Raw genomic sequence first — 13,704 nt, forward strand, 5'->3', positions numbered from 1 at the left:
GCAGTCCCTCAGTCATTTATGATGACTTTTGGGACACCCTCTTTTTGGGTCGATAAGAAATTATAAAATTCTCATCGACATAAGAGCAACTAAGCTCCGCCAAAGACTTGGCATAGCCAAGTTTTTTCTAAACGAAAGCATCGCTTGGCATTTTAACCTTCAACCTAATATATTGTAGGTAAGCGGTAAGTGAACAACAAATCCGGAGCAGTGAAGGGGTAATATAAGGAATAGGAAATGGGCAGATAATTTGACGGTTTGGACTTGGAGAGGATGAAACACGATGAATGCCTTCATGACTTTTTTTCCACCAGAATTGCCGACGATTATACTCCGCTTGTTTTTGGCGTTTGTAGCAGGTGCCATCATGGGTCTGGAGCGGGAACGCTATTTTAAGGATATCATGCAGCCTAAGGGAGCGGGTTTTCGCACATACAGCCTGGTTTGCTTCGGTTCTTGCTTGTTTGGTCTGGCTTCCATCTATGGCTTTTCATCGGAAGGGGTCAATAATGATCCGGGGCGTGTGGCTGCACAGGTTGTAACGGGAATGGGCTTTTTGGGAGCGGGAGCCATCATCAAATTCAATGGTGAAGTAAAAGGACTGACAACTGCGGCTGGTATGTGGGTAGCTTCAGCGATCGGTCTGATGTTTAGCGCAGGACTTTATATTCCTGCGATCGTCGCTGCTGTATTTACTTATGTCGTGCTCGATTTCCACCGCTTGTTTCCCCGCTTGCTTCATTACGCCAGACGCTCTGGCGAAGAGGAAGACAAGGACGATGATTACAAACACGCTCAAAAGAACGGGGGACATTCTGAGGATGAATAGATCATGTTTCACGTGAAACATTGCATGCAGTATAAATGAAAATCAACAATTTAGGGAGAAGGAATTCCGACGAAGGATGGAGAATAACTTCAAGTGTAATGTTTGGAAGTGGGGGATACGGTATGTCAGTAAAAGATCAATTTTCGCGGATGTTGGGATTTACCGACAAGACGGATAGCGAAGAGATACGACAAATACCTATTGATCAAATTGTGCCTAACCCCTATCAGCCGCGTACGGTGTTCGATGATGAAAAGATTGAAGAACTCTGCCAAACGATACGGACTCACGGTCTGATACAGCCGATTGTGGTGCGTGTCCGCAATAATCAGTATGAACTGATCGCCGGAGAAAGACGTTTGCGTGCCACGAAAAAGCTAGGGATGGAGAAAATCCCTGCGATTATAAAGGAATTCAATGACACGCAGACTGCTTCGATTGCACTGATCGAAAACTTACAGCGCGAGGGCCTGACAGCTATCGAAGAAGCGGTCGCTTATCAGAAACTAATAGACCTGCATAATCTGACGCAGGAAAGCTTGGCACAACGCTTGGGTAAAGGACAATCGACGATCGCAAACAAGTTGCGCTTGCTTCATTTGCCGCAATTGGTGCAGGATGCATTATTAACGAGAACCATCACAGAGCGGCATGCAAGGGCTCTTATTCCGTTAAAGGATGCAAGCCTTCAGGAACGGATCCTTCAGGAAGTTATTGAGCGGGAATGGAATGTGAAACAGACGGAAACCCGTGTAAAGCAGCTACTTGAAGCAACGGAAAAACAGCCAGAGGACAAAGAATCCAGGCCAAAATGGAAAGCATTTTCTCGAGATGCACGAATTGCGATTAACACGGTCAGGCAGTCCATTGATATGGTCATCCAGACAGGCTTGCCGGTTGAGACCAATGAAGAGGATACGGAAGAGTTTTATCAGTTTACCATTCGCATCCCGAAATCGAAGAAATAAATAACATCGATACAAAAAAGCGGCGTAACTAGCCGTCTTTTTTGTGGGTCGATAAGAAATTGTATATTTCCCATCGACATAAGGGCAACTAAGCTCTGCAAAAGTCTTTTCGTGCCCAAACTTTTCTAACTGTATCAAAAAGGATAAATTCCATGACTAATCACCTGATGCAGCATGAAGAACTTCCTCTACAGAAGGACTCGGTAACTTCTTCGAGAGGCTCAATTGAAGTGTTTCTTCATTCAACTTGAAGGATTCGACAACAACATCATGTAAAAGGCTTCGCCAGTCGATTGGTGCAGCCTTGTTTTGTCTGTAGAAATAGGCATACTGTATATCTTGTGTCCCAAGCATAAGGGAAGTGGAAAAACTTACAGCCGACCTGGCTCGTTTTTTTCCGGTTTCCTTCTACTTTTTTACAACCGCATGCGCTACAATAGGAATACATGCTAGATGCGGACTTAGAGTTCTCTGTAAGCGGTGAATTTCTTCTATAATAATCGCGGGCTGCAAGGCAATCATCGTTGCTGTGCCTGCATTTGCGCATCTTGCGCTTCACAGCAAAGGCTTTGCCGAACATCTGGCGAAGCCAAGTTTTTCTCAGGTCATAGGAGTAAATCAAAGAATCCTATTGATCCAACGGAGACGAAGGAACCGCCAAAGGCCTGGCGGAAGTGAGTTTTCTCTATAAATCTGGAATTATCCATATTCCGATTTACGAGAGGTACAGCAAAGGCTCCGCCATAGACTTGGCGGATAAGAATGTAAAATTTCTTATCCACATAAGTGCAACTAAGGCTCCGGTGAAGGCTTGGCGTAGCCAAGTTTTCTAAACGTAGCCAAGTTTTTTAAAATGAGGTGGAAAAGTTGGGGAAAATTATTGCGGTCGCCAATCAAAAGGGTGGCGTAGGTAAAACAACGACATCTGTCAATTTGAGTGCGTGCTTGGCCGCGTTGGGGAAGAAAGTATTGCTCGTAGATATTGATCCGCAGGGGAATGCGACTAGCGGAATCGGCGTGAATAAAGCAGACGTACGGTACTGTATTTATGATGTGCTGATCAATGATGTGAGTCCGGTTGATACAACGCTTCCGACGGAAATTGATGGACTATTCATTATTCCTGCTACCATTCAGCTTGCGGGGGCGGAGATTGAACTTGTTCCGACTATTTCTCGCGAGGTTCGGCTGAAAAGGGCGCTGGAAGTAGTGAAGGACAAATACGACTATATCATTATCGACTGTCCGCCTTCTTTGGGCATTTTAACGGTAAACTCCTTGACAGCGTCAGACTCCGTTTTGATTCCCATTCAATGTGAATATTACGCATTGGAAGGGTTAAGCCAATTGCTCAATACGATTCGTCTCGTGCAGAAGCATCTGAATTCCGCTCTGACGATTGAGGGTGTAGTGCTGACGATGCTGGATGCGAGAACCAATCTGGGGATCCAGGTCATTGAAGAAGTAAAGAAATACTTTCAGGACAAAGTGTATCAGACTATCATTCCTCGGAATGTGCGTTTGAGTGAAGCTCCTTCCCATGGACAAGCTATTATTACGTATGACCCACGTTCCAGAGGTGCTGAGGTATATACTGATTTAGCGAAGGAAGTGATCGGGATATGAGCAGAGGATTGGGAAAAGGGCTTAGCGCATTAATCAACTCCAATTTGGTGGAGGAGAGCGATCAGGTAACAGAAGCGTTGCTGGGTGATATCCGTCCCAATCCATATCAACCCCGGAAAGAGTTTGCGGCGGAAGCGATACAGGAGCTGGCCGAATCGATCAAGGAGCACGGAGTTATCCAACCGCTAATCGTACGCAAAAGCATTAAAGGCTACGAGCTGGTAGCGGGGGAGCGAAGACTGCGCGCTGCCAAGGAAGCAGGATTGCAAAGGGTTCCCGTCGTGGTCAAGCAGTACACGGATCAGCAGCTGATGGAGATTGCCCTGATCGAAAATCTGCAGCGTGAAAACCTGAATCCGATCGAAGAGGCTGAAGCATACGAGAAACTGATCGGACATTATTCGTATACGCAGGATGAGCTGGCGAAAAGAATCGGAAAAAGCAGACCGCACGTAGCTAATATCTTGCGCTTGCTCCAATTGCCTTTGAAAATTCGCGAATTGGTGGCTGTAGGGTCTTTAACAATGGGGCATGCCCGCGCATTGCTTCCAATCGAAGACGAAGACCAGCAATGGCAAGTCGCTTTTGATGTCGTGAAAAAAGGGCTCAGCGTCAGACAGTTAGAGGAACTCGTAAAAGCCTTGAATGTTTCACGTGAAACAAAAAGCAAAAAGCCTGTGAAAAAGGAAAAGGCGTTTACACAAATGGAAGAACGTTTGCGGACGTATTTTGGAACATCCGTACGAATCAATAAAGGTGCGAAAAAAGGAAAGATAGAAATTGAATTTTACTCCAGCGATGATCTGCAAAGAATCTTGGATATGCTGCGAATGGAGTAGAACCATACCTCAATTTGATTTGGGAGGATAACATGCGGATAACGTACCTGGATAATGCAGCCTCGTCTTGGCCCAAACCGCCTGGTGTAAAAGAAGCAATGGCAGAAGCGATTGATGATTACGGGGCTAACCCGGGACGTGGCGGACATGCCTTGGCGATGAAAGCAAGCAAAACGATCTTTCGTACGCGCATGCAGGTATCGCGGTTGTTTGGGATTAAAAACCCGAATGACCTCTTTTTTTATCTAAATGCGACGCAAGCGTTGAATCAGGCGATAAAAGGGTTTCTCCGTGAGGGAGATCATGTCATTAGCTCCTCGATTGAACATAACTCTGTGCGACGTCCATTGGAGTATTTGCGCCGAACCAAGCAGGTTGACGTCACCTATGTGGAGCCACGAGCGGATGGATTGTTCTATGCGGAAGACTTTCAGGCCGCTATACGGCCGGAAACCCGTCTTATTGCCGTTAGCCATGCGTCGAACCTGACTGGCTTGATCCTGCCCATTGTCGAGATTGGGCGGATAGCAAAAGAGGGAGAAGTGGCCTTTTTGGTAGACGCCTCGCAGACGGCTGGTATCTTGCCCATCGATGTGGAGAAAATGAACATCGACATGCTTGCGTTTCCTGGCCATAAGGGCTTGTACGGGCCACAGGGTACTGGGGCGCTTTATGTGCGGAGTGATCTGGATCTTGAGCCGTTGATTCATGGCGGGACGGGCAGCCAATCCGAGGCGATCGAGCAACCGACCACAAGACCTGACCGATTCGAGAGTGGGACTGCCAATACGGTTGGACTTGCCGGATTGCTCGCAGGGGTTACTTTTATTCTGGAAACCGGCGTAGAAAAAATTCACGCACATGAGTGGAGCTTGGCGAAGAAAACCATTCAGGCCTTGCAGCAGATAAAAGGAGTCGACGTGTACGGGCCTGGCACCGAGATCGAGCGGGTTGGTGTCGTTGCGTTCAATATTCATGGGGCCGATGCGTCGGAAGTATCCTATATACTTGATCAACAGTACGGGATTGCCACAAGGGCTGGGTACCACTGCACACCGCTTGGTCACCGGACAGCGGGCACAGAAGAGCGGGGAGCCGTACGGGCCAGCTTTGGTTATTTCAATACCGACGAGGATGTTGAACTGCTCATTACGGCGGTCACCGAGATTGCATCCGCTTTTCATCCATCATAAACGTATAGCCAAGGGAGTGTAACCGTTGATCTTACTAGGAACCATCGTCAATGCTGGCGCCATTCTCCTCGGTGCTGTCATCGGCAAGCTATTGTCGGGGATACCAGCGGGCATCAGACAGACAGTCATGCAGGGACTCGCACTGGCTGTCATCGTATTGGGAATCACCATGAGTCTGGATTCAAAAAACTTTTTGCTGCTGATTATCAGCCTGGTGATTGGCTCTATCGTGGGAGAGCTGTTGCGCATTGAAGATCGCCTGAACCAAACAGGAAAGTGGCTGGAGAAAAAGGTTGGCGGCAGCAGCAAGGATGGAAGCATCGCAACCGGTTTTGTAACGGCTACTTTGGTGTATTGCATTGGAGCGATGGCGGTTCTGGGAGCCATGGACAGCGGTTTGCGTAACAACCATGATATTTTGTATACAAAAGCGATGCTCGACGGATTTTCCGCTATCATTTTTACTTCTACCCTAGGCATTGGGGTTGCCTTTTCCGCGATACCGGTGCTGCTGTACCAAGGGGCGATTGCGCTCATGTCCACGCAAATCTACGGTTTGGTCAGTCAAACGATGCTGGATGCGATCCTCGCAGAGGTAACCGCTGTCGGTGGAGTGATGATTATCGCGATCGGGATCAATATTCTCGAGTTGAAAAAAGTGAACGTAGCCAATATGCTGCCTGCTTTGGTGGTTGCTGCATTAGGGGTTCCTTTGGTAGATTGGTTAGGGAAGTTTTTTTGAAAAAGAATGTGCATATGGATGATACGCTTTCGTGAAGACGGAGGCGTTTTTTTATTTGCTTAGAAGAAAAAGATGTTATCTCAGGGCTGGGGAAATTAGGTAGAATGGATGGTAACGATGAAATTGACGATACGTACCGTTATGATATTTGATGGGATTAGCCCAGAAGGTGACAGGCTTACCTATTCATTGGTCAGCCAAGGAGCAAAAGGAAATGCGATCATCGATCCTGAAGAGCCTTCCTTACATATAAACCGAATGCCCGAGAAACTGGCATGACTGCCGTCGATCACGCAACCATTGATGAAAATGGCCTTTTGAAGGAAGCGAAGATGCTGCACCGGAGACCGTCCTGACTGTTCAGATGGAGAGCATGGATGAACATACCGAATACAAGATGAAAATTGAAGAATCGAAGAAATTTTGTTATCGTATCCAATATCCTCTTATTCCCATAAACCGAGACACAATCGGTAGGCGGGCGAAGAGGATTTTCTTTTGCTTGTCGTGAACAGTATGGGGGGCCATATAATAGGAAAAAAACGCAACAAACCAAGGGGAGACGAGCATGATCGGATTTGTGGTTAATCCGGCAGCAGGGAACGGTCGGGGAAAGCGGGCATGGGAAAAGGTAAGGCGTGAGCTCATCAAAGAAAAAGTCGAATACCAGGCAAGAATCACCGAGAAAAGTGGGGAGGCACGCCAACTAACACAGGAGTTGCTAAGACAAGGTCATCTCGAAAAAATCGTCGCGATAGGGGGAGATGGCACACTGAATGAGGTCGTGAATGGGTTGGTCGATTCAGGGGCGGATTGTCTGCTTGGCCACATACCGGCCGGTTCAGGCAATGATTTTGCCCGTGCCTACCATCTTCCTATGGAGCCAGTCGCTGCATGGAAATGCATTGAAGCGGGAGAGGGAGAAAAGACCATTGATTTGCTGATGATGAATGATCGGGTAGCGGTCAATGCAATCGGGGCTGGGTTTGATGGGAAAATAGCCAAAACAGCGAATGAAGCCAGTTATAAAAAAATGTGCAATCAGGTCGGTCTTGGCAAACTGGCTTATATCATCTCGATGCTCCGTGTATTGTTTTCCTATCGACCATGCGATCTCACATTGACGATAGAAGATGAGCTTCATGAATGCAAGCAAGCATGGATGATCGTAGTGTCCAATATAGCGAATTATGGCGGCGGCATGCAGATTTGCCCACATGCAGTGTCGGATGACGGGAGAGCGGAAGTCTGTGTCATTAGCAATATAAGTCGTTGGCAATTGCTTCGCGCCTTTCCGAAAATATTCACGGGAGAGCATACGAGCCATCCGGCAGTCCGCTTTTACCACGGGCGCAGCATCCGTGTAGAGAGTGAGGATTCACTGGATGTTCATGCGGATGGAGAGGCGATTGCCAAAACACCGGTAACAGTAGCGCTGCTAGCCAATAGGCTGCGAATCATCGCAAATCGATAGGGGAGAATCCCCAAAACATCATAAAGAGACTTCCGACATGTGAATGTGAAGTCTCTTTCCTTCATTTTAAGCTATCGATCCATGGCGAGAGAGCTGTGATGCGCCAAAGCGTGAGCTCCGTGATGAATCCCCGCAGCAATGATTTCAGCCATTTGCATGACGATGTACAGACGAGTGTTTTGCAGGACAAAGTATTCCATAAAACCACCGACGTTCACAATTCCGGTGATATGAAACGTTCCTACTGCCGGAAGCTCTTTTTTCACACCTGCCCCTGGCTTCAAAGGACCGTCAATCACATTAATGGAACCGACGCTGCTGAATTGACCCAGACAGGCATCGATGGCAATCATCAATGGATTGTGATGGGTGTGCTGAATCTCATCCAATTTTTCCGCCAGATTCATCGCGTGGACAGGATGTTCCAGCGTTCCGTAAACATGATATTGTCGAGAATAACGGGCGTGCAGCTTGGTGCCGACAAGCGGACCGAGAGAGTCACCGGTAGAACGGTCTGTCCCGATACAGAGGATGACCACATCTTGGTCAGCCGGAGTGGAGCGAAAACGCGCCGCCAGATGCTGTCCCAGCTGCTCGATGGCCTGTTCACTTTTGTAATCGACCTTGAACGGTGAGGGGGAGTCGTCCAATAAACGGTTCCATGTTTTCATCGTTACCTCCACAGGGGGGAAAGTATTCACAGTGTATGCCGAAAAAAGGAAAAGTATACCTGCCTGCTGGAACGTTAGGACCGTTTTGAAAAGTCAGAGCAACTGGCATCATGAGCGTGAGCAAGGTAAAATGGATGCAAAGGAGGGGGAAACGTGAGTGGCAGTACCGTATTAATCGCGTTCGATTCCACGCAGCAGGCATTGCGGGCAGAAATGCTGCTGGAGTATGCAGACATCGATATTGACACGAGACCTACTCCCAAAGAGGTGACGGCAGGCTGCGCATTATCGATTGAATTTCCGATCGATGATTATCCGCTGGCTCGGGAAGTGATCGAGACGCAAGAGGTGGTCATCCGTGGGTATTTTCGAAAATTTACTGCAATCTACGAAGAAATAGATGAAACGGGAGAGAGGAAGGAGAGGTAGCTCTTGAGTGAGCAAGCGAATTGGATGGAAACCCTTTATGCAAAAATCTACACGTATCTGGCCGACCCGGCGCTGTGGGTAGCGATCGGGATGGCGGCGCTCAAGATATTGGTCATCATCATCGGAGCGAGGATTATCGTGACGATGGCACATGTCTTCGTCAATCGGGTCTTTCAAAAGAGAGAGGTTGGCAAGATTCAATTCGAGCAGCGACGTGTGGATACGCTACGCGTGCTGATCAATAATGTGACCAATTACACGATCTACTTTTTGGCGATCTTGATGGTGCTCAAGCAGCTGGGGATCGATCTGCAGCCTGTGCTGGTCAGTGCGGGAGTTCTCGGATTGGCCGTTGGTTTTGGGGCGCAGAGCCTGGTGCGGGATGTCATTACCGGTTTCTTCATTATTTTTGAGGATCAATTCGCCGTGGGAGATACCGTCACCATCAATAATAATTTCAACGGGACTGTGCAGGAGATTGGACTTCGCGTGACCCGGATCCGCAGCTGGACAGGGGAAGTGCACATTTTCCCGAATGGCCAAATCACGCAAGTCACCAATTTCTCGATTCAAAATACCATGGCAGTCGTCGATATATTGGTAGCGCATGAAGAAGATCTCGAGCAGGTCGAGCAGGTAATTGCAGAGGCGGCGCAGAAAGTGAAAGAGGGAACGGCTGATATGGTAGGCGAACCACAGGTATTGGGCGTACAGGCAATGGGGCCGACCGATGTCACCATTCGTGTAATTGCCGAATGCAAGCCGAATACCCATCATGCCGTGACACGGAAAATGCGGGCCGTCATCAAGGCGGAATTCGACGCGAAAGGCATCGAAATCCCGTATCCAAAAGTGGTGTCTGTGAACGCTGGAAAAGTACAAGCACAAGCGCAAGGGGAGTAGAAAAATGGAGAGAAAGACATTTGGACTGGGCGATGTTGTGCAGATGAAAAAACAGCATCCCTGTGGGACCAACGCGTGGAAAGTGATTCGCATGGGAGCGGACATCCGGATCAAATGTACAGGCTGTGAGCACAGTGTGATGATTCCGCGCTTGGAGTTTGAAAGAAAGATGAAAAAGGTATTGGTGGCTGCTGAACCAGGAACGCAGGAATAGTCCGTTAAATATATTTGAACACCGTTTTTTTCTTTTTCTATAATCCGCTTAGAGTACTCGGCGACGCAGTCGGGTGCGGATCAGAAGGGGGAAAGGATGGTGTTCTTTTTGATGTGGAAAAAAAGCAGGGTATGGGTAGGCGTACTGGCGCTGCTGCTCGTGGTACAGATGAGTGCGTCAGCGTTAGGAGCGGATCGAAAGCCGCCAAGCATGCAGGTGACGCCCAAAAATGGCGCGAGTGAGGTGCCCGTCAAGTCGGCGATCACGGTCACCTATAGCGAACAGGTCAAGCTGGCAGATGGGTCGGCGATTACTTCCAAAAATGCGCCCGGTCTTTTCATTTTTACGCAAGCGGTCAATGGAGAGACGATTGCTGCAACGGTCAGTTGGAGCAGTGAGAAAAAGCGTATCACGATTACCCCCAAGCAGCCGCTTTTGAACGGAACAACGTATCGGCTTCTCTTTCCCGCGAATCGGGTAAAAGATCGTTCCAACAATCCCAATGAGCAGATGGTGGCGCAATTCAGGACGGAGGAGATCGGACCGCCGCTGCAGGCAGCCATTACACCAGAGCATCTCGCACAAAATGTTGCCGTAGATGCGTCAATCAAGCTGACATTCAACAAGCCAGTCACACGAGCCAATCACCAGGAGCTGTCCAACGGGGCGGTGGATAAAATCGTCAAGCTGACGGATGAAAAGGGAAAAAAGATTTCTTTCCGCGGTACATGGGATGAAAAGCTGCTCACGGCCACAATCGATCCGGAAGGCAATCTGGCGGCTGGAGTCACCTATACGTTTACGCTGTTGGAGAAAAAGGTCATGGATCGGCAAGGTGTAAAAAACGAAGAAATCACTCACCAATTCACCACAAGGAAGCAAGCCGACACCATTGCACCGACCGCTTCGATCCATCCGGGTCACGGCGCTGCCAATGTAGCGACAGATGCGAAAATCACGTTGCTCTTTGGCGAAGAAATCACACATATGGATGGAACGCCGCTGTCTAGCAAAACAGTCGGACAGCTGGTGGGACTCTACGACGCCAAGGGGACGGCTATCGCGTATCGGGCAACATGGAACAAGAGCAAGAAGACGGTAACGATTCAGGCAAAAGGAAAGCTGCAGCCGAACACGGTATACACCATCGTCCTGCCAGCCAACCAGCTAAAGGACAGGTCGGGAAATGCCAACATCATGCAGCAGGCTGTGTTTTCCACAGGCAGATCATAACGCAAACCACATGAAAAAGGATGCAGTTTTGACACTGCATCCTTTTGTCGTGGATAAGTGACTGGCGTACATTTACCCACAGATGAGGCAATGACGGTTTCATCTTGCCAGAAGGCTAGACGAGGGCCGCATCAGATTCGGCGACGGGATGGTGAGGGGAGTGATTGGCGATCTGAAGATTAGTCTTCAGATGCACCAACGATTACGAGGAGAATGAACAGTACCAGAATCAACGCGAAATCGTCGAAATCTCCATTGAACAGACCCACTTGAGAACACCTCCTAGCGTAGTTTCAATACCTATGCTATGAGCGGAATGCTCAGGGTGTTTGGGCGGATGCCCTGTTCACAGGAAAAAATAATTATTCACAGTTAATCCACAGAAAATGTGCATAACTTTTCTGGATGAGCAAAGGAATATCGGGAGAACTCTTCCTGAAACGTGGATAACTCATTCCTTATCCACAGAATTATTCACAACAGGAAAAAAGTCCGGTGATTGTAGACCCAATATTTTAAATTTTTTTACTAGTCAGGAGGATTTAATCGATAAGGGTATAATACTTTATTTTACGGAAAGTCTAATTACCAAAATAAAGAAAAATGAATGGGGGCGCATGTTTCATGAAAAAGAAAGTCATGTCTACAATGACAGCGGCGACAGTTGCATTATCCGTACTCTCCACACCATTTATTCCTTACAGCACACCGGTTGTGGCAGCCGCGGAGCAGGCTCCAGTCTATAAAACAAGGGCAGAGATTCCCGATCAATATAAATGGAAATTGGAACATATTTACGCAGACAAGGCAGCGTGGGATGCGGATGTGAAAAAGGTTGAGAAAATGGCCAATGATTTCGCCAAGCATCAGGGGAAAATTGCCGGTTCTGCCGCAGCATTGAAGCGAGTGCTGGACGATTATGTGGCATTGATGCGCCTCAATGACAAAGTGTACGTATATGCCAATATGTCACTGGACGTGAATTCATCCAACTCTGCCCTGCAAGAGCTTGCCGATGGCGCTGACAAGCTGAACACGCTGGTTTCCGAAAAGACGGCGTGGCTGGCTCCCGAAGTGGTGGCCATTCCTGATGGAAAAATGAAGAGCTATCTGGGTTCCAAGGAGCTCGCAGAATACAAGCTCTTCCTGAATGACATCATTCGCACAAAGCCGTACTCCCTGCCAAAAGAACAGGAAGAATTGTTAGCGCAATCATCCCCACTGGCCTCCTCACCAGAGAATATCTACAGCATGCTCGCCAAGGACGTAAAATTCCCGAAAATCAAGGATGAGACAGGAAAGGAAGTCCAGCTGACCCGTTCCAATTTCGTTTCCTATCTGGAAAGCAAAGATCGCCGTGTGCGCAAGGATGCATTTGAAGCTTACTACCGGACCATGGCAGGCTTCCAGGATTCATTCGCCCAGGTTTTTGCGGCAAAGATGAAGGCGGACAATTTCTATGCAAAAGCGCGCAAATACGATTCTGCATTGGAAGCGAGCCTGATCCCGAACAACATTCCGACAAAGGTATACGACGAATTGATCGCGACGGTGAATAAAAATCTCCCGCTCATGCACCGCTACATGGAATTGAAAAAGAAAATGCTGGGCGTGGATGAATTGCATATGTACGATATCTACGTGCCGATCGTCAAATCCGATGATAAGTACTATTCCATTGAAGAAGGCCAGAAGATGGTGCTGGAAGGCTTGAAAATCATGGGCGACGACTATGTAAAGGTGCTGGATGAAGGCTTCAAGGGCGGCTGGGTAGATGTGTACTCCACAGATGACAAACGTACCGGCGCTTATCAATGGGGTTCCTATGATACACATCCGTATGTGCTGCTGAACCATCAAGGCACGCTGGATGATGTATTTACCATCGCCCATGAAATGGGGCATGCGATGCAATCCTACTATACGAATAAAAAGCAGCCATACATTTCGTCCAACTATCCAACCTTTACGGCAGAGGTAGCGTCGACGATGAATGAAACGCTGTTGTTCAAAAGCATGTATGCAAAAGCAAAAACCAAAGAGGAAAAGCTCTTCTTGCTGAATCACTATCTGGAAAACTTCCGCTCGACGTTGTTCCGCCAAACCCAGTTTGCCGAATTTGAGCGTGTGATCCATGAGAAAGAGCAAGCGGGTGAGTCGCTGAACGCAGAAGCGCTGAAAAAGATCTATCTGGACATCAATAAGAAGTATTATGGCGATACCATGATTTCGGATGAGGAAATCGCCATGGAGTGGGCGCGCATCCCGCACTTCATGAACTATCGCTACTATGTGTACCAATACTCGACCAGCTTTGCTGCATCCCAGGCCTTGGCGAAGAAGATCTTGGATGAAGGCCAGCCGGCTGTTGATCAGATCAAGAAAAACTTCCTGGAAGCGGGCAGCTCCCAGCCGCCAATCGAAGTATTGAAGGCAGCCGGTGTCGATATGTCTACGGCAAAGCCGATTGAAGATGCGATGAAGATTTTTGAAGAGACCTTGACCGAAATGGAAAAGCTGGTAAACGAAAAATAAAGATATGACTGCCGAAATGGCCTCCTGAAAAAGGGGGCCAACTTTTTC

General features: G+C 48.1%; 15 protein-coding genes. 13 read left to right on the forward strand and 2 right to left on the reverse strand.

Going from position 1 to position 13,704, the window contains the following annotated elements:
• Positions 1–283: 283 nt before the first annotated feature.
• The 8 genes from EIZ37_RS05505 to EIZ37_RS05535 all read left to right on the forward strand — a co-directional run bounded on the left by EIZ37_RS05505 (position 284) and on the right by EIZ37_RS05535 (position 7,671).
• A complete protein-coding gene (locus EIZ37_RS05505; RefSeq protein WP_134683585.1) occupies positions 284–829 on the forward strand; it encodes an MgtC/SapB family protein in 546 nt (181 codons plus the stop codon).
• A 122-nt stretch (positions 830–951) separates the two neighbouring features.
• On the forward strand, positions 952–1,797 hold the full coding sequence (noc, locus tag EIZ37_RS05510) for a nucleoid occlusion protein (RefSeq protein WP_134683586.1): 846 nt from the start codon (positions 952–954) through the stop codon (positions 1,795–1,797).
• A gap of 867 nt (positions 1,798–2,664) precedes the next feature.
• Positions 2,665–3,423, forward strand: coding sequence for a ParA family protein (locus EIZ37_RS05515; protein ID WP_134683587.1), 759 nt, complete (start codon positions 2,665–2,667; stop codon positions 3,421–3,423).
• Entirely contained in the window at positions 3,420–4,262 is an 843-nt protein-coding gene (locus EIZ37_RS05520; RefSeq protein WP_134683588.1) for a ParB/RepB/Spo0J family partition protein, read from the forward strand. Before EIZ37_RS05515 ends, EIZ37_RS05520 begins: the two co-directional genes overlap by 4 nt.
• A 32-nt stretch (positions 4,263–4,294) precedes the next feature.
• The gene (locus EIZ37_RS05525) at positions 4,295–5,455 is read left to right on the forward strand and encodes an aminotransferase class V-fold PLP-dependent enzyme (protein WP_134683589.1); all 1,161 of its coding nucleotides are present in this window, start codon (positions 4,295–4,297) and stop codon (positions 5,453–5,455) included.
• A 25-nt stretch (positions 5,456–5,480) separates the two neighbouring features.
• Positions 5,481–6,197 (forward strand): DUF554 domain-containing protein, encoded by a 717-nt coding sequence (locus EIZ37_RS05530; RefSeq protein ID WP_134683590.1) that lies wholly within the window; start codon positions 5,481–5,483, stop codon positions 6,195–6,197.
• Between the two features lie 117 nt (positions 6,198–6,314).
• A complete protein-coding gene (locus tag EIZ37_RS25855) occupies positions 6,315–6,476 on the forward strand; it encodes a hypothetical protein (RefSeq protein WP_167568685.1) in 162 nt (53 codons plus the stop codon).
• Between the two features lie 289 nt (positions 6,477–6,765).
• Positions 6,766–7,671, forward strand: a complete 906-nt coding sequence (locus tag EIZ37_RS05535) for a diacylglycerol/lipid kinase family protein (protein ID WP_134683591.1) — start codon at positions 6,766–6,768, stop codon at positions 7,669–7,671.
• Between the two features lie 71 nt (positions 7,672–7,742).
• On the opposite strand, the gene yyaC is transcribed toward EIZ37_RS05535, so the two are convergent.
• The gene (gene yyaC, locus EIZ37_RS05540) at positions 7,743–8,342 is read right to left on the reverse strand and encodes a spore protease YyaC (RefSeq protein WP_134683592.1); all 600 of its coding nucleotides are present in this window, start codon (positions 8,340–8,342) and stop codon (positions 7,743–7,745) included.
• Between the two features lie 153 nt (positions 8,343–8,495).
• Between yyaC and EIZ37_RS05545 the strand changes: the two genes are divergently transcribed.
• The 4 genes from EIZ37_RS05545 (at position 8,496) to EIZ37_RS05560 (ending at position 11,121) form a co-directional block, all read left to right on the forward strand.
• The gene (locus tag EIZ37_RS05545) at positions 8,496–8,771 is read left to right on the forward strand and encodes a DUF3343 domain-containing protein (RefSeq protein WP_134683593.1); all 276 of its coding nucleotides are present in this window, start codon (positions 8,496–8,498) and stop codon (positions 8,769–8,771) included.
• A 24-nt stretch (positions 8,772–8,795) separates the two neighbouring features.
• Positions 8,796–9,674 (forward strand): mechanosensitive ion channel family protein, encoded by an 879-nt coding sequence (locus tag EIZ37_RS05550; RefSeq protein ID WP_134683829.1) that lies wholly within the window; start codon positions 8,796–8,798, stop codon positions 9,672–9,674.
• 4 nt (positions 9,675–9,678) lie between these two features.
• Positions 9,679–9,888 (forward strand): DUF951 domain-containing protein, encoded by a 210-nt coding sequence (locus tag EIZ37_RS05555; RefSeq protein WP_134683594.1) that lies wholly within the window; start codon positions 9,679–9,681, stop codon positions 9,886–9,888.
• Between the two features lie 96 nt (positions 9,889–9,984).
• Entirely contained in the window at positions 9,985–11,121 is a 1,137-nt protein-coding gene (locus EIZ37_RS05560; protein WP_134683595.1) for an Ig-like domain-containing protein, read from the forward strand.
• 179 nt (positions 11,122–11,300) lie between these two features.
• Here EIZ37_RS05560 and EIZ37_RS05565 read toward each other — a convergent pair whose 3' ends face one another.
• A complete protein-coding gene (locus EIZ37_RS05565) occupies positions 11,301–11,390 on the reverse strand; it encodes a YjcZ family sporulation protein (RefSeq protein ID WP_134683596.1) in 90 nt (29 codons plus the stop codon).
• 355 nt (positions 11,391–11,745) lie between these two features.
• Between EIZ37_RS05565 and pepF the strand changes: the two genes are divergently transcribed.
• A complete protein-coding gene (gene pepF, locus EIZ37_RS05570) occupies positions 11,746–13,656 on the forward strand; it encodes an oligoendopeptidase F (RefSeq protein ID WP_134683597.1) in 1,911 nt (636 codons plus the stop codon).
• Positions 13,657–13,704: the final 48 nt, after the last annotated feature.

This window comes from Brevibacillus migulae, from assembly GCF_004521915.1.
Taxonomy (GTDB): Bacteria; Bacillota; Bacilli; order Brevibacillales; family Brevibacillaceae; genus Brevibacillus_F; species Brevibacillus_F migulae.

What these genes read in the sequence shown, in the direction of transcription:
- EIZ37_RS05535 (WP_134683591.1), top strand. Translation starts at nt 6,766, where the DNA reads ATGATCGGATTTGTGGTTAATCCGGCAGCAGGGAACGGTCGGGGAAAG.
- EIZ37_RS05550 (WP_134683829.1), top strand. Translation starts at nt 8,796, where the DNA reads ATGGAAACCCTTTATGCAAAAATCTACACGTATCTGGCCGACCCGGCG.
- EIZ37_RS05555 (WP_134683594.1), top strand. Translation starts at nt 9,679, where the DNA reads ATGGAGAGAAAGACATTTGGACTGGGCGATGTTGTGCAGATGAAAAAA.
- EIZ37_RS05520 (WP_134683588.1), top strand. Translation starts at nt 3,420, where the DNA reads ATGAGCAGAGGATTGGGAAAAGGGCTTAGCGCATTAATCAACTCCAAT.
- EIZ37_RS05505 (WP_134683585.1), top strand. Translation starts at nt 284, where the DNA reads ATGAATGCCTTCATGACTTTTTTTCCACCAGAATTGCCGACGATTATA.
- EIZ37_RS05560 (WP_134683595.1), top strand. Translation starts at nt 9,985, where the DNA reads ATGGTGTTCTTTTTGATGTGGAAAAAAAGCAGGGTATGGGTAGGCGTA.
- noc (WP_134683586.1), top strand. Translation starts at nt 952, where the DNA reads ATGTCAGTAAAAGATCAATTTTCGCGGATGTTGGGATTTACCGACAAG.
- pepF (WP_134683597.1), top strand. Translation starts at nt 11,746, where the DNA reads ATGAAAAAGAAAGTCATGTCTACAATGACAGCGGCGACAGTTGCATTA.
- EIZ37_RS05525 (WP_134683589.1), top strand. Translation starts at nt 4,295, where the DNA reads ATGCGGATAACGTACCTGGATAATGCAGCCTCGTCTTGGCCCAAACCG.
- yyaC (WP_134683592.1), bottom strand. Translation starts at nt 8,342, where the DNA reads ATGAAAACATGGAACCGTTTATTGGACGACTCCCCCTCACCGTTCAAG.
- EIZ37_RS25855 (WP_167568685.1), top strand. Translation starts at nt 6,315, where the DNA reads ATGAAATTGACGATACGTACCGTTATGATATTTGATGGGATTAGCCCA.